Here is a 25,155-nt window from a genome sequence, read left to right as displayed (position 1 = left end):
CTGCGTGCTGGTTCCTGAAGAGAGGCAATCATGGCAACCATCATGGCGAACGGCCTCAACATAGCTTATGAAAGCCACGGCAACCCGGACGATCCGTGCGTGCTGCTGGTCATGGGCCTGGGCATGCAACTGATTGCCTGGCCGGCGGACTTCGTCGAAGGCATCGTCGAACAAGGTTTTCGCGTCGTGCGTTTCGACAACCGCGACAGCGGCCTGTCGAGCAAGATGGCGCAGGCGGGCAAACCGTATCTGCCGCTGGCCTACGTGAAAAACCTGCTGGGCTGGCCCCTGAAAACTTCCTACACCTTGAATGACATGGCGGACGACGCGCTGGGCTTGCTGGCGGCCTTGCGCATTGCCCAGGCGCATGTGATCGGCGTGTCGATGGGCGGCATGATCGCGCAAGTGATGGCGGCGCGCGCGCCGCTGCAAGTGCTCAGTTTGACTTCCATCATGTCGAGCAGCGGCCGGCGCGGCTTGCCCGGCCCCACGCGGGCGGCGCGCAATGCTTTATTGCAACGCCCGAAGCGCAACGCCAGCCGCGCCGAACTGATGGCCCACATGGCGGCCACCGTGCGCGTGATCGGCAGTCCCGCTTATCCCGTCTCGGAAAAACTGCTGTACCAGCGCATCGAAGCGGCGCTGGAGCGGGGCAGCTGCCCCGAAGGCGTGGCGCGGCAAATGGTGGCCATTGCCGCCTCGGGCGAACGCACGGAGCTATTGCCCAACATCAGCTGCCCGGCGCTGGTGATCCATGGCGCGGCCGATCCCCTGATCCCCGTCGCCTGCGGCATCGATACGGCGGCGCTGATCCCGGGCGCCACGCTCGAAGTGATCGAAGGCATGGGGCACGACATGCCGCCCCAGCTGATCGAGCGCCTGCTCGCCTTGATCGATGTGCATCTGCAAGGTAAGATGGCGCCCCAGATGCGCTCCCAGCCAGCTTGAAAGTAACCTGGCGCGCCCACCATTTGATTAGCCAGGCATATTTTGAAGACACCCGAGATTGGCATCGCCATCGTGGCGCCCGGCGGCTGCGCGCCCGATGACGCAGCCGTGGCGCGCGGCATCGCCCGCCTGCAGGCGCAAGGCGCCACCGTCCACACTTACTATGACCCCGAACACACCTTCCAGCGCTTCGGCGGCACGGATGCGGGCCGCCTGGCGCAGCTCAACGCGGCAGCCGCCGACCCGGACGTGCAGGTGGTGATCGCCTTGCGCGGCAGCTACGGCATCAGCCGCATCCTGCCCGACATCGATTTCGACCGCATGGCCGCCAGCGGCAAGCTGTTCGTCGGCTACAGCGATTTCACGGCCTTCCACATGGGTTTGCTGGCGAAAACGGGCCGCGCCAGCTTTGCCGGCCCCATGATCTGTGATGATTTTACGCGCGACGAGCCCGAGCAATTTACGCTCGATCAACTGTGGTCATGCCTGGCCGGACCCGTGCACACGGTCATGGCCACGGCAGCCGGCAATCCGCAGGTCGACTTGCAAGGCACGCTGTGGGGCGGCAACCTGGCCATGCTCGTGCACCTGCTCGGCACGCCATATTTCCCCCAGGTCGACGGCGGCATCCTGTTCCTGGAAGACGTCAACGAGCACCCGTACCGGGTCGAGCGCATGCTGCTGCAATTGCTGCACGCGGGCGTGCTCCAGCGCCAGCAGGCGGTCGTGCTCGGCGACTTTTCCGCCTATAAATTGAGTCCGATGGACAAGGGCTACGATTTCGACGTCATGCTGGCCTATGTGCGCGAGCGCCTGCCCGTGCCCGTGCTGACGGGGCTCGAATTCGGCCACATCCGCCGGCGGGTCACCTTGCCGTTCGGCGGCCAGGCGCGGCTGCAATCGGATGCGTCCGGCTTCCGCCTGCAGGTGAGCGATTACCCGACCCTGGCGCGCCCCTGAACTCCATGAGCGCCAGGCCCGGCAGGTTGCTGCAGCTCGACGTGCTGCGCGGCATCGCCGTGTTTGGCATCCTGCTGGTGAATATCTGGGGCTTTGCCTGGGGCACGCTGTCCTTGCGCTACGGCACCTTGCCGGCGCAGCCGCCCGTGCTCGACCAGCTCGTCATTTTCGGCGTGGCGGCGCTGGCGCAATTCAAGTTCTATCCCGTCTTCGCGTTTTTGTTTGGCGCCGGATTTGCCCTGCAGACACGTTCCCTGAAGCGCCAACTGGGCGGCTGGGAAGCGGCGCAAGCGGCGTATAAACGCCGGTTGCGCTGGCTGCTCGTGTTCGGCCTGCTGCACGGTTTCGGCATCTGGAGCGGCGACGTGCTGACTTCGTATGCCGTCGCCGGCATGCTGGTCCTGCCCCTGGCAGCCGCTAAACTGAGCCGCGTACGCAACCGCGCCTGGCTGGTGGCGGCCGGTTTCCTGCTGTTCATGTGTTTGCTCATTCCCGTGGGTCAGCAGGGCGGCGCGCCGGACACGGCGCATGACTTGCAAAACTTCGCCGCCCGCTACGCGACCTACACGCAAGGCGGCGCGTGGGCCGTGGCCAGGCTGCGCGCCAACGATTTCCTCGTCTCCTTGCTGTACGCCGCCGTCATGCTGCCGCATATCATCGTGCTGTTCCTGCTGGGCATCTTGTCCGTGCGCCTCGGCTGGCTGACGCAGCCGCGGCGTCACCAGCGCGTGTGGCGGCGCGTGCGTGCCGTGGGCCTGGGCGCGGGCTTGCCGTTCAACCTGCTGGCGGCAGGGGCCGTCGCGTGGCAGGTGGCCGATCCGTATCAAACCGTGTTCGATACGGCCCTGTTCGAAGTGGGCCTGTTTGCCGGCGGTCCCGTGCTGGCGGCCGGCTATGTGGCGGCGCTGATGCTGGCCGGTCCCTTCATGCTGCGCTGGCTCGGTGCATGGCTGGCGCCCGTGGGACGCATGGCGCTGAGCAATTATCTGCTGCAATCCTTGCTCAGCACCTGGCTGCTGCAGGGGCCGGGCCTGGGCTGGGGCGCCACGCTGCGTCCCGCCGAGATGCTGGGCCTGGCGGTCATCATCATGGCGGGGCAGGTGCTGCTGAGCCGCTACTGGCTGCGGCACTTCCGGCAAGGACCGATGGAAGCGCTGTGGCGCCGGCTGGCGCGCCTGCCCGCTTGAGCTAGTCGGCGCCCCAGTCGAACGCGCCTTGCGGCGATGCCGGCGGCGGCGCCCTGGGTTTGGCGGACGGCACGAGGGGATTATCCACGGCATGCCACTCGAACACATCCACGTCGAGCATGCAGGTGCGCGCCAGGTGCAGCGCCTGTTCGGGCGTGAGTGCGGGGGCTAGCCAGCGGTGCGCGTCTTCCAGGCTGACGGCGACGGGGCGGCGGTCGTGGATATCGACCATGCCGCCCAGGCTGTCGGCCGTCACCAGCACGAAACCCGCTTCTTCCCGGTTGAATTTGTACGGCCCGAACTGGGCCAGCGCCAGCAGGAACAGGGGCGCGCGGTCCTTGCGGTGGATGTGCCACGGCTGCTTGCTGCCTTTTTCGCCTGTCCATTCATACCAGCCATCGACGCAGACGATGCCGCGCCCCGCGCGCAGCAAGGGTTTCCAATAGGCGCCGGCGAGTTTTTCCAGCCGGGCATTGATGGCGATGGGGATTTTTTTCTTGCCGGGGGCGGGCACGGCTTGCGCGGCCCAGGCGGGGCGGTAGCCCCAGAAGACATCGTCGACCCGCTGCACGCCATCCTGGATATGCAGCACGGGCCGGTACGTGCCGGGCGAGACGTTCAGGTGCGGCTCGGCCTCGCTGTCGAACACCGCGTCGGTCCAGCCGAAGGATGACGCCAGCACGCGCGCCGTGTCATTTTGATCGAATCGTCCACACATGCTGAAATCATACCCGATCGCCTGGTGCCGCGAGCGCGGCGCGCGCCCTTTTCGTGAGTGTGGTCAAACGTACAGACTTGGGCGGCCGCAAGGCGCACAGTGGAACCCAGTCAGATCCCTGACGCTTCTTGCATCGGAGGAATTATGCCTTTTGAAAATCCCACCATCCACAAAGGTTTTACCATCAGTGCCACGGCCAGCCAGCGCCGTGATGGCCGCTGGGTCGGCTCGTATGTCAGCCAGAACCAGGCGTGCGGCGCGTATGCGGACACCTGCGATTACGACGATTGCAGCAATGAAAAAGAAGCGCAGCAAGTGGCCTTGTCGGTAGGCTGGCGCCTGGCCGATGGAGTGCCTGCACGCTGAAACGGCCTTAGCGCTTGCCTCGCAGGGCCAGCAGCAAGCCTGCGAGCGGCAGCAGCAGCGCGGCGCCCAGCCGTACGGAGGTCCGCGACGCGACCTCCACGCCCAGCACATGGGGCAAGGCCAGCAGCAACAGGGGCGCGGGCACGGCGATCGCAAAGAAAAACAGGTACCACGAGTAGCCGTTTTTCTTGGCCAGCAAGGCGATCAGCGCGCAGCCGACCAGGAAGACGAGCGGTAAATTCACAAATTCCATGGTGTTGAGTTTTCATCCGGGAAAGCGCGTCATTATACGCGCGCCCCTGGATGCCGGATGCGCTTGCCAGCGTCAGTTGCCGACGAAATCCGGCGGCTGCGGCGCCTGTTTTCCGGCCAGCGGCCCATCGGCCGGCAGCAGCGCCTTGATGGCGCCGTTATAGATGAGTTCCTGGGCATACGCCGACGCCTCGATCAAGGCCGCATGCACGGACTTGAAACTGCTGGGCGTTTCAATCAGCACGGGCTTGGCGTACACCTGCAGGGTATCGCCGCGCTTGCTGATCAAGATCATGCCCCGGTAGCGCCCATCCTTCTCCAGCGCCCCCGCCACATGAAATTCATAGCCCCTGATCTGGTGTTTTTGTTCCTGATCCATGTTTGCCGCCTCCCGACCTGATTGTCATGGGCCAGACCATGCCACGCGTATCGAACAGCAGAGTGTTTGATTTGTATCAATACGTCCCTTGAACGCATTCAACTAGCGTATCGACGCTTGCTGCAAGCGTAGCGAGCGGAGGGGATGTGTGGCTGAGAAGCGCAACCGCACTTTGGTGCGGTGAGCATCGCCAGCCGCAAAGCCCCCCGCGCAGTAGCTTGCGGCAAGCGTCCTCACCCAGCGCGAATGGCGCGGATCTGCTGGGCGGTTTCTTCGATCTCCCGATACGCTTCCTGGATATAACCATTGATCGGGTGCCCGTCCATCCACTCGAAATACGCGCGCTCGTCGTGTTTGATGGCAAAAGGGACGTGGTGGTCGCGTATCGACTCGGCCGTTTCGCGTACCATCGAGGCAAAAATCAGCTCCAGAGTTTCCATGGTGGTCACCTTGCGAGACAGGGATGCAGAGTAATGAATGTAGCACAAAGCGCGCTGCCGGCCACGCCGGCGCTTGTGCCGTGCGCGGCCAGGCTTCAGGCCGGATGGCCGATATGCTCGTACAAGATCACGCAGCCGATGATGATCAGCACCAGGCCGCCCACCAGTTCGGCGCGCCGCCCGGCGATGGTGCCGAGCACGCGGCCCAGCATCACGCCCAGGGTCACCATGACGAAGGTGGAAAAGCCGATGGCGGCGGCCGTGACGACGATGTTGGCGCCCAGCAAGGCCAGGCCCGCACCCACGACCATGGCGTCGATGCTGGTGGCCAGGCCCGTGACGGCCAGCACCCAGAACGAGTGCGATTGCGCGGGGGCTTCTTCCTCGTCGGCGTCGGAGAGGGCATTGCGTATCATCAACAGGCCGATGATGCCCAGCAGGCTGAAGGCGATCCAGTGATCCCACGCTTCCACGTACGGCGCGGCCACGCTGCCCAGGGCCCAGCCGATGATGGGCGTGATCGCCTCGATGACGCCGAAGATCAGCCCCGTGCGCAGCGCCTCGCGCCATTGCGGCTTGTGCAGGGCGGCGCCCTTGCCGACGGCAGCCGCGAAGGCATCGGTGGACATGGCTAGGGAGAGGGCGGCGGTGGCGGCGAAATTCATCGTTGGCTTTCTGTAGAACCTGGCTGGGATGGTGAGTGGCAAATGACAAACCCGGCGATTCTACCCTACGTACAGCACCACCAACGAGGCCAACAGGCAATATGCGCCAAAGAAATGCCAGCGGCCCTGTTCCAGCCAGCGCGACAGCCAGCGCAAGGCCAGCAAGCCGGCCAGGAACGAAAGCAGCATGCCCAGCAGGCTGGGACCGAGCAGGTGCAGCAGGCTGTTGCCGTGTTCAAGATGGTCCAGGCTGCCATTTGCCACGGCCTGGTAGAAGCGCCAGCCTTCCTTGACCAGCACGGCCGGCGTCAGCACGACGGCCAGGGCAAAGCTGAATTCCTCGGCGCGGCGCTGCGGCACGCCCATGGCGATGCCGGCCGAAATGGTGGCGCCCGAGCGGGAAAAGCCGCGGAAGGGCAGGCACAGGCCCTGCACGGCGCCAATCACCATCGCCTTGCCGATGGACAAGGTGCCATGCTGGCGCGCCTGCAGGCGCGACGACACAATGATCAGCACGCCGGCGGCGGCCAGCGCGGCGGCCATCAGTTTCGCGTTGCCGAACAGGTGCTCGATTTCAAAACCGGGTGCATCCTTGCTCATGACATGGGTGATGCCCTTGAGCAAGCCGAAGCCGACGATGCCCGTCAGGGCCGTGGCGGCCACCAGCAGCAGCACATTGCTGCGGAAGGCGCCGGCCGAACTGAAATACGTGGCGCGCCAGGATTTCCAGAAATATGCGATGACGGCGAACATGGTACCGGTGTGCAACATTACCAGCAGCATGGTCAGTTCGGGCGACGTGGGGTCCAGCCCCATCAGTTTTTCCGCCATGATGACGTGGGCGGAGCTGGACACGGGCAGCAGCTCGGCGAAGCCCTGGACGATGGAAAGGATAAATAATTGCAAAAAGCTCATGGCGGACGGCACTCAGGCGGGAAAAGCAGGGCCGCCGATTTTACCCGCCGTAGCGTGTGCCCGAGCCGTGCGCGCCATTACAGTTTGTCCATGTTGGAGCAGGCCAGCAGCACGCCGAGGGCCATCAGCAGCGTGCCGATCAGGCGGTCGATGGTCCGCTGGTGGCTGATCATGCGCAAACGAAAGCTTGCTTGTGAGAAAAAGATGGCCACCAGGGCAAACCACGCGAGGTGGATGGCGGACATGCACAGCCCGTAGCCGAACTGCACACTCAATGGCGTGCCGGGCTGCACCACCTGGGTGTAGGTGCTGATGACAAACAAGGTGGTTTTCGGGTTCAGGGCATTCGTCAGCAAGCCGTTGAGCAAAATCTTATGCCGGGGCACGCGGGCGCCGCCCTGCAGGTCGATGACGAGGCCCGCGCGGTTGCTCCAGGTCTTCCAGCCGATGATGATCAGGTACACGGCGCCCACGGTCTTGATCACCGTAAACAAGGCCGGTGAGCTGGCGATGATCAGGCCCACGCCAAACATCGTATAGAACACGTGCACTTGCACGCCCAGCGCGATGCCGAGCGCGGCCAGCAGGCCCGCGCGGCGGCCATGCAGATAGCTGTTGCGCGTGACCATCGCGAAATCGGGGCCGGGGACGATGGCGGCCAGCAGGGTAATCAATGTAACGGCAAGCAATGCAATCATGTGTCTTCCTTGGGGAGTGGCGGCCACATGGCAATCGGTGAGTATTCATTGCCTTTATGGGCAAGATCCTGTGTGCGTGCCGGTGGCCGGAAGACGCATTATCAAGGTACTGGCGGCCGATGAAAAACGATGTTATCTTGCCGATATGTGTGAGAAAAAATAACAGATCATGAGCAGACAGACAGCACTCGGCAGCTTGCGTTTCTTCGAGGCGGCGGCCAGGCTGGGCAGTTTTGTCCAGGCGGCGGACGAGCTGCACGTGACGCACGGGGCGGTCAGCCGGCAAATCCGCCTGCTGGAAACGTCACTGGGCACGGCCCTGTTCGAGCGCCGCAACCGCGGCGTCTTCCTGACCGCGCCGGGCGCGCAGTTGCGCGATGCCGTCCAGCAGGCGTTCGAACGGCTCGACGCCGCCCTCGATGCGGTGCGCCAGCCGGTGCGCCCGGCGCCGCTGGTGGTGTCATGCGAGCCGACGATCGCCATGAAATGGCTGATCCCGCGCCTCGGCGACTTTTACCAGCGTCATCCCGAAGTACCGCTGCACCTGTTCGCCTCGGGCGGGCCGGTGGCGTTCCAGCGCGATGCGGTGGACGTGGCGCTGCGGCGCAACGATTTTGCGTGGGATGGGGGATTGCATGTGGAAAAGGTGTGCGATGAATGGATCGCGCCCGTGTGCGCGCCGGCCCTGCTGCGGCAAGGCAAGCTGGATCTGTCCGCGCAACGCCTGCTGCACACGGCGTCGCGCCCGGCCGCCTGGGCGCACTGGCGCGCCGCCGGCACGGACGACGGCCATGGCGGCCACGGCGACAGCCAGACCTACGAGCATTTCTATCTGAGCCTGCAAGCCGCGTGCGCCGGCCTGGGCGTGGCGATCGGCTCCGTCTTCATGGCGCGCGAAGACCTCGACAGCGGGCGCCTCGTCGCGCCGCTGGGTTTCCGGCGCGACGGCAGCGGCTATTTCCTGCTGTCGCCGCTGCCGTTCGACGGCGATGCGCGCCGCACCGCCTTGCTGCGCTGGCTGCGCGAGCAGATGGGACAGGCGCTGCCGGTGGCGTAGCCGTGTCGCTTACTGCGGCGCGGCGGCCGGCTTGAACACGGCGCGGAACGCTTTTAACGCTGCCGGATGGTAGATGGTGCCATGGCTTTCTTCCGGCATCTTCTCTACATGCCATTGCAAGCCGGACGGCGCCTGCTTTTGCAGCACGTCGGCCAGGCGCTGCACCTCGCTGGCGATGCCCGCTTCGCTGCTGGACGCCAGGTACAGGCTGCGTTTGCCCGGCTTGCCCTTGGTCAGCAGGTCCGCCGCCTGACGGGGCAGGGCGCCCTGGTTCCACCACAGGCTGGGGTCGAAGGCCAGGTAGTGGTCGAACAGCTGCGGTTCCAGCAGATACGTTTCCACCACGAACAGGCCCGCCAGCGATTCGCCGACGATGGCCGTCTCGCCCGTCGTGCGGTAGCGGCGTTTGACTTCCGGCATCAGTTCATCGCGGATGAAGGCCCGGTAGGCTGGCGAACCGCCCACGACGGGCGCGATCTTGCGGTCTTGCGCATTATCGGTCGGCCCCGTCAGGTCGCGCCGGCGCTGCGTGTTTTGCATGCCGACCAGCATGAACGGGCGCATCGTGCCGTTGGCTACCGACACCTGCAGCAAGCCGGCCACGTGCAAAAAGTCTTCCGCCACGCCGCCGTCGGGCATGTACAGCACGGGCAGGGGCGCGTCGGGCGGCGTATCCCAGGCGCGCGCCATGTACACATTGATGTGGCGCTGTTCCTTCAGCGCCTGCGAGTCGATCGTGAAACTTTCGCCGATGACGAGCGGCGTGGCCGCGCTGGCGGCAGTGTTAGCCGTAGCGGCGGGTGCGGCGGTGGCGACGTGGAAGGAGCTGGACAGCAGCAGGGCGGCGGTGAGGTGCAGTGCAAGGCAAGAGCGGCGCATGTTTTCCCGTGATAAATAAGTTGGATGGATGGCATGTACTCGTATAGACATGCCACCAAGCAATTCTATCTTATCTTTGGTGCAGCATTACTTGATCGTCAAGAGTTTTCGCTCGAGCACGATACCGGCCTTGTCGATCGTGTAGGCGACCAGCAGCGCGCCATCGTCGGCGCAGGCGTGGCAGGTGATCAGGGGCGTGGAAAACAGCACGCTCTGGCCGCCATCGCTGGTGGCCGTGCTGCCGACGAACTCGGCGGGCGCAAACGGCATGGCATCCGGGTGGGCGGCGGTAAACGCTTGCCATGCAGGCGTGGCGCGGTCTTCCTCGCGCACGGAGTGCTCGTCGACGTCGATGGCGGCGCCATCGCTGCCGATCAGCAAGGTGCTTTCATTCGTGTTGGCGCGAAAAGGATAGGTGACGGTGGCCAGCGCCACCTTGCCCAGCGGGCGCCAGGCAGAGATGTAACCTGCCATGTTTGCCCTGACCAGCATCCTGGCGGCGGCGATGGCTTGCGGGTGCGCACCGGTACGCTGCATGGTGCGCAACATGCAGACGTCGGGCGCGGAGTGCGATTGCCCGCTGCGGCAGGTTGACAGCGAGCGTTCCTGCCACACGGCACGCGCATCGATGGGCCCCGTCTCTTCGGCATGGACGGCCTGCATGGCGACCAAACCGGAAAAGGCCAATACGGCGCAACCGGCTACATGGCGGGAGATTGATGTGGGCATGGGGAGTCCTTTCAGTGCGGGAAACAAGGTATCGTCACCGATTATAGAAGGCGGGCCGTGCCCGCCCGCGCACCGCAGGCCCGTTCAGCGCTTCTTTGCCGCCGCCTGGCGCAGGGCCTTGGCTTCCTGCTTGTTGGGAATGTGCGGGCGCGTGGCCAGCTCCGCCTTGACGGCGGCGATGGCGGCGCCGAACTGCTGTTCGGCCTGCGCGGGGCTGGCGCCCGCATAATCCTGCTGATTCGATTGCGCGGCCCGCAGCCGGCGCAGCAGCGCCAGCAATTGCCTGGCGTGCAGGGCGGGCAAGTCTTGCGCCAGCGCTTGCGCGACCACCGCGCCTTCCACATGCTCGGGGTCGATCAAGCGCAGCAAGGCCAGGCCCGCGGGCTGTGGTGCCGGTGTCAATTTGTCCATCCAGCCATTCTAAACGAGGCCGGGATTACAGGTATTCCCAGATTTCATCGAAGGTTTCGCGCGCGAAATCGTTGCGCCAGGCTTCCGAGTTCTTTTCGCGGCTGACGGCAAACACGGCGCGCCACGCCTGCTTCGGCGAGCTCGTGTAGGTGGCGGCGATCTTTTGCAGGCCGGCCGTGCATTGTTCAACCTTGCAGCCGCTCTTCGCCAGTTGCTGGGCGGCAGGCGCCCATGCCACCGGCACCTTGACGACCTGGCATTCGAAGCTGACGGCAGCCGTCTGGATGCCGTTTTCCACCGTCACCGGGTCCGCCTTGGTGGCCTGGCACACGGCGCCATTCTTGGCGGCGATGACATTCGCGGCCAGCTGTTCAGCGGCAGGCGTCACGGCCGCGCGCATGGCGGCGGGGAACAGGTCGGCGATCAGCTTGCCGGTTTCCGTCGGGAACTTGGCATCGGCCGCCTTCAATCCGCTGTACGACGCGTATTCGGCGCTCTGCTGGCCCGCCAGGCGGGTGGGGCGCAGATAGGCGTTGAGCTTGGCGACGCTCGCTTCATCCTGGTTGATGATGGTCTTGATGTACAGGTTGGCCACGTCGATGGGTGCCAGTTCCACGGCGGTTTCCGCGGCGATGGCGGGCTGGGCCAGTGCCACGGCGGCGGCCAAGGCTGCCGCCAGCAGGGCAGTGCGCGATGTTTCTTGTGTTTGGTGCATGTATTTTCTCCACGATTCAATGTCAGGCGCCAAAAAATGCTTTATAGCAACTATGGCGCGCGCATTATAGATGGTAAAAGTCATAACGTTGCGCACGGAAGGTTGCACACCTCAGGCGTCCGCCTTGCTGGCCGCTTCCAGCAAGGCCAGCAGCAGCTCCTTGCGCCGGCCTTGCGCCTTGCGCGCCAGGGTGGCCAGTTTTTCCAGCTTGCCCCAGATGGGATACAGCATGTGCTCGAGCAGATAACCTTCCAGCCCTTGCAGTTGCTGGCAGAACAGTTCCAGTTTCTCCACCTCTTCCAGTTCCGCCTGGATCTTGACCTTTGCGTTGTCCGTGCAGGCGCGCAGGCATGCGGCCAGCACGGGAGCGGAATCGCGCGTCACGCCATGCTTTTCAGCAAAGGCCGCCGTGAACTGGTCCTGCACGCTCTGATGTTCCTCGTCGACGTTGGCCATGTAGTGCTGCACCAGCGGGAAATAGCGCGCGTCGAGCAGGCCCAGGCCGAACGTGGCATAGCTGCCGGGCATGCAATTCTTTTCGCCTTCCGTGTCGGCATAGAACTCGAATTGCTCGATGGCGGCGCGCGCATACGCTTCCAGCTGCGGCTGCAGGGCGGGATAGGCGAGGGCGTTGGCAAAGAAGCGGTGCGTATCGGATTTCGCCAGTCCCTTGATCGGCAGGTATGCCTTGACCTTGGACTTGAGCTTGATCTGGCAGCTTTTCGGGAAGCCGTTGTTCAGCAAATGCGTGATGAAGGCCAGCGCCTGCGCATACGCCTCTTCCTCTTCCCGGACAATCGTGATGCTGATGGTGGCAAACACGTCGTTGGCGCGGCATTCCAGCTGCGCGTTTTTCAGGTGGATGGCGTCGGGCGCGAAGGTGCCGCTGCCTTCCTTGAGCATGCGCACGGCCCGCTCGCTGCCCAGTTCGCGCGCGATTTCCAGGAATTTCAGGCCCCTGGACTTGGCGTAGCTCGGTTCGTGGCGCAGTATCATCACGGCGCCGTACAGCAGCAGGTCGATGCCTTGCTGCACCTGCGCATCGGGCGCCGCGCCCGCTTTCAAGGTGTATTCGGTGGCACGGTAGCTTGATTGCTGCATATCATAGAACCGCGGCAGGAACTGCTTTTCCGCCCATGCCGACACGGCCTGGATGATATCGCCGCGGTGTTCGGCCAGCGCTTGCGGACGCGACTTGTTCAGCTGCTCGATGCGCTGGAACTGGGCGATCGTCCAGGCGAGATCGGGTTGTGGGAACAGGTGGGGGTCGAGCAGGTGGCGCGCCAGGAAGAAGGTTTCCAGCTTTTTCGTCGGCCGCTTGCCGCGCTCGAGTTTTTGCGTGACGTAGTTGTGTATGTGCTCGAGCAAGGTTGTGCGCTTGCCTTCGTTGACATACTCGAGCAGGTTCAGGTGCAGCGTACCCTGCGCCGTCCGGAACTTGCCGCGAAAGCTGAATCGGTAATCGACGAAGGGCGTGTCGGCCAGTGTTTCCAGCTTCGCTTGCACCATGGCAGCGAGTTGGGGTGCGATGCTGTCGCGCACGACGGCTTCATCGAGGCGCGATGGCGTCCGCGTTGCGACATCGGCGGCATCGGTCAGATGGAAATCGTCCGCCGTGGTGCGTCCGGGTTTGTAGTCGAGTAATAAATCATTGAAGATACCCATCTGCAAGGTGGTCCGGTTGACGGCGTCTTCCAGGTCGGTGCGCTTCAGGCGCTCGACAAACCACGCCTCCACGGCCGCCATCATTTCCGCCGTTGCCTGTTCTAAAAGTGTGCTCATTGACTTCCTTGCCTTGTGCGCGACAGTGCCGCCGGTTGCCGTCACGATCATGTTTAATATAAGGCACTATTTTAGGTGGCCGGGCCTGGATGGGACAAGGGGCGCACGGTGGTCCGGAGGGCGCGGCGAAGTGGCTGATGCCGATAGCACAGGGAATGGCCAGCACGGCGCCAGGCAGGAGCGCGGTTAAATATGTACGGTAACAGACGGTAGTTGACTAGTCATCGCGCTACGCTTGCCCGTTATTGAACATTGATATTGCCGGAAACGCCATGATGCATTTATTCCCAGCGAAAAATCGCGCCCAGCTTGAGCGCCGCTGTTCGGCCATTCCGTCAGCCAGGTGGTGCCTGGGGCCGGCGGAGCGTGTGCATAGCGGGGTGCCCGGCCATGCCCTATGAAATTTTGCACGACAGCATCGCCCTCGAGCAGGCGGGCGACGCCATCCGCTTCCATCTGACCGCCTTCGGGGCGGAGAAGACCTGCCGCATCACCGTGACGGCATTGCACAGCCTGGACCAGGGACAGGGCGGCGATCTGCTGGCCATTTTCGACACTCACCGCCTGCGCATCGGCCAGCGCGCCTTCGCTTACCTGAGCCGGGATCTGCTGGTCAGCAGCGTGGTCTTGCGCGCACTTGATTTTTAGTTACTATTTCCAGTGCCGGCGCCCCTGCTCAGGCCAGATATGGTATTTCCGCACAGATCGTCAAGTAAATGCAGGTATGGCTGGACGGAAATGTTACATCTGGGTATTCTGCGCATCTGATACTTATTTCTATACAGAAAAAGGTAAGAGGGCGGTCAGCGTCGGCGGCAACGCGGCGCGCGCTGCCAGGCAAGGTCAGGCATGCAAAGGTGAAGTCGTCCGCTTGCTGAGCGAAACGCTCGTGTTTCGGCTCGCGGCGGGCAGGGAACAGTGCTGTCATCTTTAAAATAGTAGGAGAGGTTGCTCATGGATGCAGAAAAGGATGTTGTGTACGGTACAGAAGATTTGTTGATGAGTTTGTGCAACTCGGTGGTTCGGGTGCTCAACGTGGCAACGCAAAGCAAGGTCAATTATTCAGGCATGGTGCAGCGCATCACCAAGACGGGGCTGAAGCCGGACATCGGCTGCTTCGTCATGTTCGATGGCGGTTTCACGGGCCTGGTGGTGCTCAATTTCGCCGCCGATACGGCGATGGAAATCTACGAGCGCTACATGTTGCACATGGGTATGCCGAAGTCGGAGCTGGCCAGCTTCTACACGTCGGATGAAGTGTCGAACATCATGGGCGAGCTGATGAACCAGATCGTGGGCGACTTCACGGGCAAGGTGCGGCGCGAGCTGCAAACGAACATCACCCAGAGCCAGCCGAAGATGCTGGTGCTGAACAAGCAGGTGATGCTCAGCGTCGACACGCCGCTGGACCGTCCGGAAATGCGCCGCGTCACTTTCTACACGGAAAAGAACAATATTTTCTACCTGGAACTGGCGATCGACCGTACCGAGTTCATCAAGCTGCACGATTTCGATTCGCGCGAAGTCGACGCCGATTCGCTGATGGACAGCGAATACGCGAACCGCGAACGCGATGCCGCCCCGGCCCCTGCGGCGGAACCGGAAGACGACGACAACGCCGACCTGCTCAAATCGCTGGGCATGTAAGCAGCGGTGTCTGAGAGCGGCCGGCGGCATCTTGCCGCCGGCCGCTGCCGTATGCAGCCTACAGGGCCTTGCTCATGAAGGCCCGGCTCGTGCCGTCGGGACTGTAGGCAATCTTGCCGAAGCGGCGCCAGCCGCGACGCTCGTAAAATTCGGGCGCCTGGAAACTGATGGTGTACAGCACCGCCGAGGCGCAGCCGCGCCGGCGTCCTTCTTCCTCGAACTGCGCCAGTACCTGGCTGCCCAGTCCCAGCCCCCGCAAGGCGGCGGGCAAATAAAACAAATCGAGAAACAGCAGGCCCAGCGAGGTCCGTCCCATGGCGCCGCCCAGCACGCGCTGGCTGTCGCGGTCGCGCACGACCACGCTCAATACCTGCCTGTCGCGGCGGACAGGAGAATAGTCGATAACTGTATGAATATACAGTATTCCGGCTATTTTTGCCCGTCTAGTTGCGGCAACGTCAATGTTTCCATGCGGCGCATGCCCACCATGCCGCTGTGCTGGCTGTCATCGAGCGACCAGTATTCGAGCGCATACGCATAGCTGCCATCGACGATGGTCAGCGATTCCTTCTGGCGGCCGTTGGGCGCCTTGTAATACAGGCGCCGCGCGGGCCGGCCATCGACCGTGTGCCTGAACGCCTGCGGGCTGAGGGAGGCGCGCTTGCCCGCCTTGCCCGCCATCGACATCGCGGTGATCGTCACGTAAGCGCGGTCCGGGCAGCGCGCCAGCAGGTGGGCGCCGCTCAGGACGGTGGGCTGCGTCTGGTCCAGCGGGAAACCGAACGGCTGCATGCCGACGATATCGCGGCAATCCATCTGCTGCGCCAGGGACGTCAGCGTGGCCGGATCGAGCGCGCTGCTGAGGTGCTTTTCGGCCGCTTGCGCCTGGCCCAGCGCCAGGCGGCGCTCCAGTTCGGCCAGCGAAATGTCGCTGGGTACGGGCAGCGGCGCCGGGGCGTCGGGGTCGGCCGCACTCGATGTTTCCGCCTGCATGCGCGAGACGACGGAGTGGCTGCTCCCGGCTGTGCCATCGAGGGCGTGGGCGAATGGCGCGGCGCCGGCAAGGGCCATCGCCAGCGATAAGGCCGTGTGTTTCAGCATGAAATTTCCTGCAATCTGATACAAATGACACGCATTGTGTCTCAGATTGCCTGCGCATGCGTGTTCCTTGCTAACGTGCAGCCATCGCCGACGCAATCTCGATCGAACTCAGTTTCCAGTCCCACACGCCATGGCGCAGCAGGACCAGCGCGCCTTCCTGCGCATTGCCATCCTTCGTGCGCACGACAAACGTGTTCACGCCGGCATAGCCTGCGGAATACTCGGCCTTTTTCTGTGCGCCACTGGCGGGCGCGTCCGCACGCGTATCCGTATCCGCCTGCGGACTGAGGGCGCTCTTGTTGACCAGCGCCACCACGCCGGCGGGCGAGACCATGGCATCGACCATCTTGCCCAGCATGGCGCTGGCGATCGACTGGCCCAAGGCGGCCAGCGGATTGTCGCTGCCGGCCGTTGCCGCGATGCTGCGCGCCATGCTCGCTTCCAGCTGCGCCTTGACGCTGGTGCGCAGGGCGGGGAAGTCCACGTGCCCGGCCAGGGCTTCGGCGTTGCGCTCGGCCAGGGCGCTCTTGATCTGCTGCAAGGTGTAATACGGCGAAGCATAGGCGGTGACGGCGATGGCGGCCACGGCCGCGGCGATGGTGATTTTTTTCAAGTGATGCCTGTGGGGTGAAGGTGAAGGAGTACTCGTCTTGCCATTGTACTGTGCGCCTGGCGGCGCGACGCCATGATGGCGTGCGCTGCAGACCCGGTCGCGCCGCAGGCCGATAGCGGGTCGCAAGCGATGCGTTAGTCACGTCCGGCCAGGTAAAGGCGGCGTTCCAGCGCAGCGGGTCAATTGCGGCCTGGGACTATTGCTTGCTTTGAATCGTCCCTGGGGATTGCAGGGCATCCATGAACTCCCTGGGATCGACATTCCTGGCTTCCGCATTGCCGCCGCAATTCTTGGCGATCATGGTGCCGAGCGACACGCTGGAGTTCGGTTTGCACTTGCGGGCGGCAAGCTTGGGTGCGCCATCGTCCGCGGCGGGTTCGGGGGCGGCGCAACCCGCCAGGGACAATGCGGCAATGCTGATCAATAAATAATGGTAACCAGAAAACATTTTCATGCTTATTACCTTTCGTGATGATACGCATTCGTTGAAGGGGAGCAATTGATTGTAACAAAACATAGATCATTTGCTATGATATTTTTATCATGCAATGTTGTGCCAGCAGATAGTGATGTTGTCCGGCGGAACCCTGTCCTGTTTTTTCAAGGGGCCGGGTGCTATAGAGGGATGGGGGTGGGTACTGTATAATGGGAGAAAAGTACCTAACTACCTGTTTTCACTGGATAAAGACCTCACTAATGCTTTCTACAGCTAACATCACGATGCAGTTTGGCGCCAAGCCATTGTTTGAGAATATCTCCGTCAAGTTCGGCGACGGCAACCGCTATGGCTTGATCGGCGCCAACGGCTGCGGCAAGTCGACGTTCATGAAGATCCTGGGCGGCGACCTGGACCCGTCGGGCGGCAACGTCATGCTCGATACCAACGAGCGCCTGGGCAAGCTGCGCCAGGATCAGTTCGCGTTTGAAGACATGCGCGTGCTCGACGTCGTCATGATGGGCCACACGGAAATGTGGGCCGCGATCCAGCAACGCGACGCCATCTACGCGAACCCGGAAGCGACGGACGACGACTACATGCAGGCCGCCGAACTGGAAGGCAAAGTGTCCGAATACGACGGCTACACGGCCGAATCGCGCGCCGGCGAACTGCTGCTGGGCGCCGGTGTCGCCATTGACCTGCATCAAGGCCCGATGAGCAATGTCTCGCCAGGCTGGAAGCTGCGCGTGCTGCTGGCACAGGCGCTGTTCTCGAATCCGGACATCCTGCTGCTCGACGAGCCGACGAATAACCTGGACATCAACACGATTCGCTGGCTGGAAGACGTGCTCAACGAGCGCAACTCCACCATGATCATCATTTCCCATGATCGCCACTTCCTGAACCAGGTGTGCACCCACGTGGCCGACATGGATTACGGCACCTTGAAGATTTATCCGGGCAACTACGACGAATACATGTTCGCCTCGACCCAGGCGCGCAACCAGCAGCTGGCCAACAACGCGAAAGCGAAAGACAAGGTTGCCGAGCTGCAAGAGTTCGTGCGCCGCTTCGCCGCCAACAAATCGAAGGCCCGCCAGGCCACGTCGCGCGCCAAGCAGATCGAAAAGATCAAGGTCGACGACATCAAGCCATCGTCGCGCGCCTATCCGTTCGTGCGTTTCGACGGCGAAAAGAAATTGCACCGTCTGGCCGTGGAAGTCGAGAACATCTCGAAAGGCTTCGACCGCCAGCTGTTCAAGAACTTCAGCATCATGGTCGAGGCGGGCGAGCGCATCGCCATCATCGGCGCCAACGGCGCGGGCAAGACCACCATGCTGCGCTGCATCGCGGGCGACATCGCCGGCTTGCAGCCGGACCAGGGCCGCGTGAAGTGGGCGGAAAACGCCAACGTGGGCTACATGCCGCAAGATCCGACGGAAGATTTCGCCAAGGATACGAACCTGACCGACTGGATCGGCCAGTGGACGAAAGAGGGCGACGACGACCAGGCCGTGCGTTCCATCCTGGGCCGTTTGCTGTTCGGCGGCGACGATGTCAAGAAGGCCGTCAAGGTGCTGTCCGGTGGTGAAAAGGGCCGCATGATGTACGGCAAGCTGATGCTGGGCCGCCACAACGTGCTGATGCTCGATGAGCCGACCAACCACATGGACATGGAATCGATTGAATCCTTGAACATCGCGCTGGAAAAATACGCGGGCACCCTGATTTTCGTGTCGCATGACCGCGAATTCGTCTCTTCGCTGGCCAACCGCATCATCGAAATCAAGGAAGATGAAGTGGTCGATTACCGTGGCAACTATGAGGATTACCTCAAGAGCCAGGGTATCGATTAAACGCCTGATCAAACCTACTGCGCGTCGCGCTTTGCGGCCTGTGATGCTCACCGTGCTTTAGCACGGTTGCGCTTCTCGGCCACAAGGGGGCGCCGAGCCTCGCTGCCGCTCGCTACGGTTTTATCAGGCGTTTGGAAAGCTGGTGGTGTACTCTGGTATCACCACACCGACGCGCCGCGGTTATTTCGTTCCGGCGCACCTGCTTCATTGCAATCGTGCCGGTCTATCCCGTTTTTGTTTGACACAGCCATGCAAACTTTAGCCATCAAATCCGTCGAGTACGAACATCCACAAGACGGAGCCAGCTGCACTGCCCACGCCTGGGCACGCACGCCAGCGACGCCGTCCCCGGCTGAAAAAGCCGAACTGATCACGCGCATCAAGCGCCTGCTGATCGAGCGCGAAGCCGTGCTCGTTGCCCACTATTACGTTGATGCTGACCTGCAAGACCTGGCGGAAGCCACGGGCGGCTGCGTCTCCGACTCGCTGGAAATGGCCCGTTTCGGGCGCGACCATCCGGCCAAGACCCTGGTCGTGGCCGGCGTGCGCTTCATGGGCGAAACGGCGAAAATCCTCAGTCCCGAAAAAACCGTCCTGATGCCCGACCTCGACGCGACCTGCTCGCTCGACCTGGGCTGCCCTGTGGACGAGTTCACGGCCTTCTGCGACGCCCACCCGGACCGCACGGTCGTCGTCTACGCCAACACCAGCGCGGCCGTCAAGGCGCGCGCGGACTGGATGGTGACCTCGTCGATCGGCCTCGACATCGTTGCCCACCTGCATGCGCAGGGCAAGAAAATCCTGTGGGCACCCGACAAGCACCTGGGTTCGTACATCCAGAAGCAGACGGGCGCCGACATGCTGCTGTGGCAGGGCAGCTGCCTCGTGCACGACGAATTCAAGGGCATCGAACTCGATTTGCTCAAGGAAGAGTATCCACAAGCCAAGGTGCTCGTGCATCCGGAGTCGCCCGCCAACGTGGTGGCCCTGGCCGACATGGTCGGTTCCACGTCGCAAATGATTGCGGCAGCGCAAACCATGGATACGGACACTTTTATTGTCGCCACCGACAACGGCATCCTGCACAAGATGCGCGCGGCTGCGCCAGGAAAACGTTTCATCGAAGCGCCCACGGCCGGCAACAGCGCCACCTGTAAAAGCTGCGCGCACTGCCCGTGGATGGCCATGAACGGCTTGCTGAACCTGGCGCAGACGCTGGAAAACATGCACAACGAAATCCACGTCGATCCCGCCGTCGGCCAGCTGGCCGTGCGTTCGATCAATCGCATGCTCGACTTCGCCGCCGCCAAGAAGGCGGGCCTCAAGCCGGGCGCGGACCTGGCAAAAGAAACCACATTGTTCCAAGGAATCGGTCCAGCATGAGTACCCTCGTTAATTCTTTCGCTCCCTTCGATCCCGCCCTGGCGCGCGCCTTCGAGGGCAATTTGCTGGCCGCCTTGCTGGAAGACGTGGGCCAGTGCGACGTGACGGGCGAACTGGTGCCGCCCGACCATATCGTCACGGCCCGTGTCATCGTGCGCGAAGCGGCCGTGCTGTGCGGCGCGCCGTGGTTCGAAGGCATCATGAAAAGCCTGGACCGCAGCATCGATATTGCCTGGCATTACGCCGAAGGCGACATGATGACGGCCGACAGCGTCGTCTGCACGATCCAGGCGCCGGCGCGCGCCTTGCTCACGGCCGAGCGCAGCGCCCTCAATTTCCTGCAGCTGCTGTCGGCCGTGGCCACGGCCACGCGCCGGTATGTGGACGTGATCGCCGGCACCAAGGCGTCCATCCTGGACACGCGCAAGACCTTGCCTGGCCTGCGCCTGGCGCAAAAGTATGCGGTACGCGTGGGCGGCGGCAAGAACCAGCGCCTGGCCCTGTATGACGGCATCCTGATCAAGGAAAACCATATCGCGGCGGCCGGCGGCGTCAGCCAGGCCCTGGAAAACGCGCGCAACCTCGACGCGGGCGTGCCCGTGCAGATCGAGGTGGAAACCCTGGCGCAATTGCAGGAAGCGCTGGACGCGGGCGCCGTCTCCGTCTTGCTCGACAACTTCAGTAACGACATGATGCGCGAGGCCGTGGCCCTCACCAACGGCCGCGCCTTGCTCGAAGCGTCGGGCGGCATCAATGTCGACACCGTGCGCGCCATCGCCGAAACGGGCGTGGACCGCATCTCGATCGGCAGCCTGACCAAGGATGTGCGGGCCACCGATTACTCCTTGCGCATCGTCGGCTGATGAGTAGAGCAGGGCGGCGCCTGCTGGCCTTGGCGCTGCTGTGGCCGGCGCTGCTTGTGCCATCGCGGGCGCCAGCCCGGGAACTGCTGGCCGTGGGCGCGCAGTTCGAGCGCGTGTTCGAGTACCAGGACGGCGGCGAGTATGGCGGCCTGGGCGCGGAGCTGCTGCGCCTGATGGCGGCGCGCACGGGCAACACCGTGCGTTTCCGCATGGTGCCGTGGGCGCGCGCGCAAGCCATGCTGGTGCAGGGGCAGGCCGATATCCTGATCGGTCCCTACAAGACGCCCGAGCGCATCGCCAGCATGGCATTTTCCGACAAGCCGTTCTACCAGGATCAGATGGTCTTCTATACGCGCCAGGACGCCAGCTTCGGCTGGGATGGCGACTACGCGACGCTGAAGAACCGCCGGGTGGTGCTGCTCAATGGCTGGGCCTATGGCGCGGAATGGGAGCGCGTGCGGCCCGGCTTGCAGGTCAGCGTGGCCAATAACGTGGAAAATGGCTTGAAGATGCTGGTGCACAACCACGTCGACGTGTTCATCAGCAACCGCCGCAATACCGACCCCGTCGTCGCCCGTCTCGGCTATGGCCGCCAGGTAAAGCCGCTGCCTAAAGTCATCGACATACAAAACGGTTATTTTGCCTATCCCCGCTCGCCCACTTTCGACAAGCTGCGCCTGCAGTTCGACCAGGAATTGAATAACTTGATCGAGACGGGCGAACTGAAACGGCTGGGCAAGCGTTACGACGTCGGCGTGCCCTGATGCTGCGGCCTTGGCTTTCCTCAAGGCGCCCGCCGTTCCCGTAGAATATTGTTACCCTGATAAGGCCTCTGCGCGCTACCATGGATTGCCGTGCATTTTTTTGCGCGGCGTAGAACCATTGGCCTGCCGTAAGGTATTTACAGGCAACAAAGGAGAATGTCCATGCGGGAAGGACACGGGGAGGACGCGCGCGCAACCGCTGCCAACCTGGACGAGGCGCAGCTGCTCGGCCGTGTCGTGGCCGGGGACAGGCGCGCCTTCGAGACGCTGTACCGTGCCTACTTCCCCCGTCTGACCCGGTTTCTGGGCCGGATGACGCGCAGCGCGCCATTGATCGAGGAAATCGTCAACGACACCATGCTGGTGGTATGGCAAACAGCGCAGCGCTATGATGGGAGTTGCAAGGTGTCGACCTGGATCTTCGCGATTGCCTACCGCAAGGCATTGAAAGGTTTCCGCACCTGCGACGAACCGTTGGAGTCCGACATGGAGTTGTATCCGGGCGGCCCGGAGCTGGAGCCGGAGCACGAACTTAGCCAGCGGCAATTGGGATGTGCCCTGGCAGCGGCGATAGGCGCATTGCCGCTGCCGCAGCGCATCGTGGTGCTGCTGACCTATTATCACGACATGGGCTATAACGATATCGCCGCGATCATCGACTGTCCGGTCAACACGGTCAAGACGCGCATGTTCCATGCGCGGCGCAAGTTGCAGGAGCTGCTCGAGCGGGCGCGGGAGGACTACGAATGAACGGACGCACCGTCAAGCCGGGCGAGCCTGCACATCAGGCCGCGCACGCGCTGTTGCCATGGCTTGCGACTGGGCAATTGCCAGCGCGCGATGCACGCATGCTCGAGCAGCACCTGTCCACATGCAAGCTGTGCCAGCGTGAGCTGGAGAACGAGCGCCAGCTGCTGGCGGCGACCCGCGCCGAAGCGGATGCGGACCTGCAGCCTGCGCAATGCGATGTCGAGCGGGCGCTGGCGCAACTATTGCCACGACTGCCCAGGCAAGAGGCCCGGGAACGGCCTGCGCCACGGTGGCGCTGGCCGGCCTTCCATCGCCTGGCCTGGATGCCCTGGGCGCTGGCGCTGCAGTTCGTCGCCATCCTTGGCCTGGCTCTCCTGCTGGCCAGGCCTGCCTTTGATGAGGGCGCCTATCGCGGCCTGGGCGGCGCGGCCGGCGCCGGCAACCTGGTTGTCGTTTTCAAGCCGGATACCGCAGAGAAAGAGTTGCGCCGCATCCTGCAAGCGAATGACGCGCGTCTGGTCGACGGCCCGACCGTGACCGACGCCTATCTGCTCAACGTGCCGGAGCCGCGGCGCGCCCGGACCCGTCTGCGCGCCGAGCCGGCGGTCGTGCTGGCCGAAACGCTGGATGGGGGAGGCCCGCCGTGATCCTGCCGCGCCTGACCATGCCTGCGCTTGCCTTGCTGGCACTGCTTGCCGGCAGCGCGCCGGCCCACGACGCCCCGGCACTTGATGATGCCGTGGCATCCGTTCCCGGCAGAAATGGCGCCGTGCCGCCGCGCCAATTGCTGGTCATGCTGCGCCTGCCGGCCCCGCACTACCGGCCGGACGCCAGTTACGGCGGGCGCTACATCGACGATGGCGGCCGCAGCGCGCGCCGCCGCATTAGCGAAGATCTGGCGCGGCGCCACGGCCTGAAACTGGTCGCCGACTGGCCGATGCCGGCGCTGGGCCTCGATTGCTACCTGTTGGAGTACGGGGAAGGAGAGCAGCCGCAGCGCCTTGCCGACCTGTTGTCGCGCGATCCGCGCGTGGAATGGGCCCAGCCGGTCGGGCTTTTTTCCGGCATGGGGGATGCCGATCCGCTGTATCCGGTGCAACCCGGCGGCCGCTATTGGCATGTGGACGCGCTGCACCGCACGGCCACGGGGCGCGACGTGGCGGTCGCCGTGGTCGACAGCGGCATCGACAGCAGGCATCCGGACCTGGCGGGGCAGGTGGCGCTCACGGAAAATTTTGTCGATGGCAGCCCTTACGCGGCGGAGGCGCACGGCACCGCCGTGGCTGGCATCATCGCGGCGCGCGAGGGCAATGGCGGCATGCTCGGCATCGCCCCGGGCGCGCGGCTGATGGGTTTGCGTGCCTGCTGGCAGCAACTGGACCTCAGCACCCGCTGCAACAGCTTTACCTTGGGCAAAGCGCTCAACTTCGCCATCGTGCACCAGGCAAAAATTATCAACCTGAGCCTGTCCGGACCGTCCGACCGCCTGCTGGACCGCCTGCTCGATGCCGCCCTGGCGCGCGGCATCAGTATTGTCGGCGCGCTCGATCCCCATGGCGGGGCGCGGGATTTTCCCGCCTCGCATGCCGGTGTGATTGTGGTCGCGCAACAGGGGCGCGCAGCCCCCGTCGCGGCGCCGCCTGAGGCGCCGCAGCATGCCGTCCGGCTGGCGCCCGGACGCGACATTCCCACGAGCATCCCTGGCGGCGGTTGGCGCTTCGTCTCCGGCAACTCGTATGCGGCGGCGCACGTCACTGGCTTGCTGGCCTTGCTGGCCGAATTGCGGCCCGGCGCCATGCCAGCGCAACTGGAGCGTTTGCTCATGCCGGAAACGCGCCTGGATGCTACTATCGACGCCTGTGCCACCATCGCGCGCGCCGCTGGCGCGTGTCCCTGCTCATGCGCAACAGCCTCCGCCATCCTGCCTGCCGGCCCGGGTCCGTGATTGCCATTGCCGGTGCCGTGCTGCTGCTGTGCGCCGGCGCTGCCTCCGCCCAGGTTGGCGGCAACATCGCGCTGCTCTCCGATTACCGCTTTCGCGGCGTTTCGATGAGCGATGGACACCCCGTGCCGCAGTTCACCTTGAACTATGACGACCCGGACAGCTGGTACTGGGGCGTGCAAGCTTCGGGCGCCAGCTCGCACGAACGGGGCGGCACCCAGCTGATTGCGTATGCGGGCATGGCACGGCGCCTGGCGTCCGGCTGGAGCTGGGAAGCGGGCGCCAGCAGGTCGGTGCTGACCCACGATCACGGCAGCGACTACGGTGAATGGTATGCCGGACTTGCTGCCGAACGCATCGGCGTCAGACTCTATTTCGCGCCCCATTATCTTGGACGCGACATGCGCACCTTGTACGCCGAAATGAACGGATTCCATCCCTTGCAAGACGGGTTCAAGCTGGTCGCCCACATTGGTGTGCTGCGCCCGCTGTCGCACCCTGGCATGGAGTCGGCCAGCATGCGCCGCGACGGCAGCATCGGCCTGGCAGCGGCACTGGGCGACTGGCATGCGCAACTGGCCTGGGTGGCCAGCTCAGGCGGCGCGCCGCGCTCGCTCTATTACGTGGAAGCGGCGTCGCGGGCAGTGGTACTCAGCGCTGCTTATTCTTTCTGAATGATAAATTGGCATTTTTTCG

The 25,155-nt window shown here is 63.7% G+C and carries 31 protein-coding genes; 15 read left to right on the top strand and 16 right to left on the bottom strand.

What is annotated here, in order from left to right; all coding sequences use genetic code 11:
• Positions 1 to 30: 30 nt before the first annotated feature.
• Genes AC1RJW_RS18570 through AC1RJW_RS18560 form a run of 3 tightly spaced genes read left to right on the top strand, consistent with a single transcriptional unit; the run spans position 31 to position 3,095 of the window.
• On the top strand, positions 31 to 948 hold the full coding sequence (locus AC1RJW_RS18570; protein WP_493046284.1) for an alpha/beta fold hydrolase: 918 nt from the start codon (positions 31 to 33) through the stop codon (positions 946 to 948).
• A gap of 42 nt (positions 949 to 990) precedes the next feature.
• Positions 991 to 1,908 carry a muramoyltetrapeptide carboxypeptidase gene (gene ldcA / locus AC1RJW_RS18565; protein ID WP_493046283.1) on the top strand — a complete coding sequence of 306 codons (918 nt, stop codon included), beginning with the start codon at positions 991 to 993 and terminating at the stop codon, positions 1,906 to 1,908.
• A 5-nt stretch (positions 1,909 to 1,913) separates the two neighbouring features.
• On the top strand, positions 1,914 to 3,095 hold the full coding sequence (locus AC1RJW_RS18560) for a DUF418 domain-containing protein (RefSeq protein WP_493046282.1): 1,182 nt from the start codon (positions 1,914 to 1,916) through the stop codon (positions 3,093 to 3,095).
• A gap of 1 nt (position 3,096) precedes the next feature.
• Here the strand turns inward: AC1RJW_RS18560 and AC1RJW_RS18555 are convergent, their stop codons facing one another.
• Positions 3,097 to 3,813, bottom strand: a complete 717-nt coding sequence (locus AC1RJW_RS18555; RefSeq protein WP_493046281.1) for an SOS response-associated peptidase — start codon at positions 3,811 to 3,813, stop codon at positions 3,097 to 3,099.
• 144 nt (positions 3,814 to 3,957) lie between these two features.
• On the opposite strand from AC1RJW_RS18555, the gene AC1RJW_RS18550 reads away from it, so the two are divergent.
• On the top strand, positions 3,958 to 4,179 hold the full coding sequence (locus AC1RJW_RS18550) for a hypothetical protein (protein WP_099411824.1): 222 nt from the start codon (positions 3,958 to 3,960) through the stop codon (positions 4,177 to 4,179).
• Between the two features lie 7 nt (positions 4,180 to 4,186).
• On the opposite strand, the gene AC1RJW_RS18545 is transcribed toward AC1RJW_RS18550, so the two are convergent.
• The 6 genes from AC1RJW_RS18545 to AC1RJW_RS18520 form a co-directional block, all read right to left on the bottom strand.
• Complete coding sequence (locus AC1RJW_RS18545) at positions 4,187 to 4,432, bottom strand: hypothetical protein (protein WP_099411823.1); 246 nt, start codon at positions 4,430 to 4,432, stop codon at positions 4,187 to 4,189.
• 72 nt (positions 4,433 to 4,504) lie between these two features.
• Positions 4,505 to 4,810 (bottom strand): hypothetical protein, encoded by a 306-nt coding sequence (locus AC1RJW_RS18540; RefSeq protein ID WP_475415053.1) that lies wholly within the window; start codon positions 4,808 to 4,810, stop codon positions 4,505 to 4,507.
• Between the two features lie 233 nt (positions 4,811 to 5,043).
• Entirely contained in the window at positions 5,044 to 5,250 is a 207-nt protein-coding gene (locus tag AC1RJW_RS18535) for a hypothetical protein (protein ID WP_326459674.1), read from the bottom strand.
• Positions 5,251 to 5,345: 95 nt separating this feature from the next.
• Positions 5,346 to 5,915, bottom strand: coding sequence for a manganese efflux pump MntP (mntP, locus tag AC1RJW_RS18530; protein WP_086136917.1), 570 nt, complete (start codon positions 5,913 to 5,915; stop codon positions 5,346 to 5,348).
• Between the two features lie 60 nt (positions 5,916 to 5,975).
• The gene (locus tag AC1RJW_RS18525) at positions 5,976 to 6,830 is read right to left on the bottom strand and encodes an undecaprenyl-diphosphate phosphatase (RefSeq protein WP_493046280.1); all 855 of its coding nucleotides are present in this window, start codon (positions 6,828 to 6,830) and stop codon (positions 5,976 to 5,978) included.
• Positions 6,831 to 6,907: 77 nt separating this feature from the next.
• The gene (locus AC1RJW_RS18520) at positions 6,908 to 7,528 is read right to left on the bottom strand and encodes a LysE family translocator (protein WP_493046279.1); all 621 of its coding nucleotides are present in this window, start codon (positions 7,526 to 7,528) and stop codon (positions 6,908 to 6,910) included.
• A 169-nt stretch (positions 7,529 to 7,697) separates the two neighbouring features.
• Here AC1RJW_RS18520 and AC1RJW_RS18515 point away from each other — a divergent pair, with 169 nt between their 5' ends.
• A complete protein-coding gene (locus AC1RJW_RS18515) occupies positions 7,698 to 8,585 on the top strand; it encodes a LysR substrate-binding domain-containing protein (RefSeq protein WP_493046278.1) in 888 nt (295 codons plus the stop codon).
• Between the two features lie 9 nt (positions 8,586 to 8,594).
• Here the strand turns inward: AC1RJW_RS18515 and AC1RJW_RS18510 are convergent, their stop codons facing one another.
• The 5 genes from AC1RJW_RS18510 to AC1RJW_RS18490 all read right to left on the bottom strand — a co-directional run bounded on the left by AC1RJW_RS18510 (position 8,595) and on the right by AC1RJW_RS18490 (position 13,101).
• Entirely contained in the window at positions 8,595 to 9,464 is an 870-nt protein-coding gene (locus tag AC1RJW_RS18510) for an alpha/beta hydrolase (RefSeq protein ID WP_493046277.1), read from the bottom strand.
• 87 nt (positions 9,465 to 9,551) lie between these two features.
• Entirely contained in the window at positions 9,552 to 10,193 is a 642-nt protein-coding gene (locus AC1RJW_RS18505; RefSeq protein WP_493046276.1) for a hypothetical protein, read from the bottom strand.
• 84 nt (positions 10,194 to 10,277) lie between these two features.
• Positions 10,278 to 10,604: a hypothetical protein gene (locus AC1RJW_RS18500; RefSeq protein WP_493046275.1), complete on the bottom strand. Its 327-nt coding sequence runs from the start codon at positions 10,602 to 10,604 to the stop codon at positions 10,278 to 10,280.
• 25 nt (positions 10,605 to 10,629) lie between these two features.
• Complete coding sequence (locus tag AC1RJW_RS18495; RefSeq protein ID WP_493046274.1) at positions 10,630 to 11,319, bottom strand: hypothetical protein; 690 nt, start codon at positions 11,317 to 11,319, stop codon at positions 10,630 to 10,632.
• 111 nt (positions 11,320 to 11,430) lie between these two features.
• Entirely contained in the window at positions 11,431 to 13,101 is a 1,671-nt protein-coding gene (locus tag AC1RJW_RS18490) for a DUF6138 family protein (RefSeq protein ID WP_493046273.1), read from the bottom strand.
• Positions 13,102 to 13,491: 390 nt separating this feature from the next.
• On the opposite strand from AC1RJW_RS18490, the gene AC1RJW_RS18485 reads away from it, so the two are divergent.
• Both AC1RJW_RS18485 and AC1RJW_RS18480 read left to right on the top strand, forming a co-directional pair.
• The gene (locus AC1RJW_RS18485; protein WP_493046272.1) at positions 13,492 to 13,749 is read left to right on the top strand and encodes a DUF1488 family protein; all 258 of its coding nucleotides are present in this window, start codon (positions 13,492 to 13,494) and stop codon (positions 13,747 to 13,749) included.
• A 306-nt stretch (positions 13,750 to 14,055) separates the two neighbouring features.
• Positions 14,056 to 14,748, top strand: coding sequence for a DUF3334 family protein (locus tag AC1RJW_RS18480; RefSeq protein ID WP_092708686.1), 693 nt, complete (start codon positions 14,056 to 14,058; stop codon positions 14,746 to 14,748).
• Between the two features lie 58 nt (positions 14,749 to 14,806).
• Here AC1RJW_RS18480 and AC1RJW_RS18475 read toward each other — a convergent pair whose 3' ends face one another.
• The 4 genes from AC1RJW_RS18475 to AC1RJW_RS18460 form a co-directional block, all read right to left on the bottom strand.
• Positions 14,807 to 15,109: a GNAT family N-acetyltransferase gene (locus AC1RJW_RS18475; RefSeq protein WP_493046503.1), complete on the bottom strand. Its 303-nt coding sequence runs from the start codon at positions 15,107 to 15,109 to the stop codon at positions 14,807 to 14,809.
• Positions 15,110 to 15,177: 68 nt separating this feature from the next.
• Positions 15,178 to 15,849 (bottom strand): hypothetical protein, encoded by a 672-nt coding sequence (locus tag AC1RJW_RS18470; RefSeq protein ID WP_493046271.1) that lies wholly within the window; start codon positions 15,847 to 15,849, stop codon positions 15,178 to 15,180.
• A gap of 70 nt (positions 15,850 to 15,919) precedes the next feature.
• Positions 15,920 to 16,462: a DUF2939 domain-containing protein gene (locus AC1RJW_RS18465; RefSeq protein ID WP_493046270.1), complete on the bottom strand. Its 543-nt coding sequence runs from the start codon at positions 16,460 to 16,462 to the stop codon at positions 15,920 to 15,922.
• A 196-nt stretch (positions 16,463 to 16,658) separates the two neighbouring features.
• Complete coding sequence (locus tag AC1RJW_RS18460) at positions 16,659 to 16,916, bottom strand: hypothetical protein (RefSeq protein WP_493046269.1); 258 nt, start codon at positions 16,914 to 16,916, stop codon at positions 16,659 to 16,661.
• 242 nt (positions 16,917 to 17,158) lie between these two features.
• Between AC1RJW_RS18460 and AC1RJW_RS18455 the strand changes: the two genes are divergently transcribed.
• The 8 genes from AC1RJW_RS18455 (at position 17,159) to AC1RJW_RS18420 (ending at position 25,133) form a co-directional block, all read left to right on the top strand.
• A complete protein-coding gene (locus AC1RJW_RS18455) occupies positions 17,159 to 18,757 on the top strand; it encodes an ABC-F family ATPase (protein ID WP_034756044.1) in 1,599 nt (532 codons plus the stop codon).
• A 249-nt stretch (positions 18,758 to 19,006) separates the two neighbouring features.
• Positions 19,007 to 20,140, top strand: a complete 1,134-nt coding sequence (nadA, locus tag AC1RJW_RS18450; RefSeq protein ID WP_034756048.1) for a quinolinate synthase NadA — start codon at positions 19,007 to 19,009, stop codon at positions 20,138 to 20,140.
• Complete coding sequence (gene nadC / locus AC1RJW_RS18445; protein WP_493046268.1) at positions 20,137 to 21,003, top strand: carboxylating nicotinate-nucleotide diphosphorylase; 867 nt, start codon at positions 20,137 to 20,139, stop codon at positions 21,001 to 21,003. Before nadA ends, nadC begins: the two co-directional genes overlap by 4 nt.
• Positions 21,003 to 21,767, top strand: a complete 765-nt coding sequence (locus tag AC1RJW_RS18440; RefSeq protein WP_493046267.1) for a substrate-binding periplasmic protein — start codon at positions 21,003 to 21,005, stop codon at positions 21,765 to 21,767. Before nadC ends, AC1RJW_RS18440 begins: the two co-directional genes overlap by 1 nt.
• A 162-nt stretch (positions 21,768 to 21,929) precedes the next feature.
• Positions 21,930 to 22,517: an RNA polymerase sigma factor gene (locus tag AC1RJW_RS18435; protein ID WP_493046266.1), complete on the top strand. Its 588-nt coding sequence runs from the start codon at positions 21,930 to 21,932 to the stop codon at positions 22,515 to 22,517.
• Positions 22,514 to 23,164: a zf-HC2 domain-containing protein gene (locus AC1RJW_RS18430; protein WP_493046265.1), complete on the top strand. Its 651-nt coding sequence runs from the start codon at positions 22,514 to 22,516 to the stop codon at positions 23,162 to 23,164. The genes AC1RJW_RS18435 and AC1RJW_RS18430 overlap by 4 nt, the downstream gene beginning before the upstream one ends.
• On the top strand, positions 23,161 to 24,462 hold the full coding sequence (locus tag AC1RJW_RS18425) for a S8 family peptidase (RefSeq protein WP_493046264.1): 1,302 nt from the start codon (positions 23,161 to 23,163) through the stop codon (positions 24,460 to 24,462). Before AC1RJW_RS18430 ends, AC1RJW_RS18425 begins: the two co-directional genes overlap by 4 nt.
• The gene (locus AC1RJW_RS18420) at positions 24,459 to 25,133 is read left to right on the top strand and encodes a TorF family putative porin (RefSeq protein WP_493046263.1); all 675 of its coding nucleotides are present in this window, start codon (positions 24,459 to 24,461) and stop codon (positions 25,131 to 25,133) included. Before AC1RJW_RS18425 ends, AC1RJW_RS18420 begins: the two co-directional genes overlap by 4 nt.
• Positions 25,134 to 25,155 lie beyond the last annotated feature (22 nt).

It is taken from the genome of Janthinobacterium sp. GW822-FHT07A03, from assembly GCF_058798815.1.
Note: the sequence above shows the minus strand (reverse complement) of the source record. Positions and strands in the feature narration are given on the sequence as shown.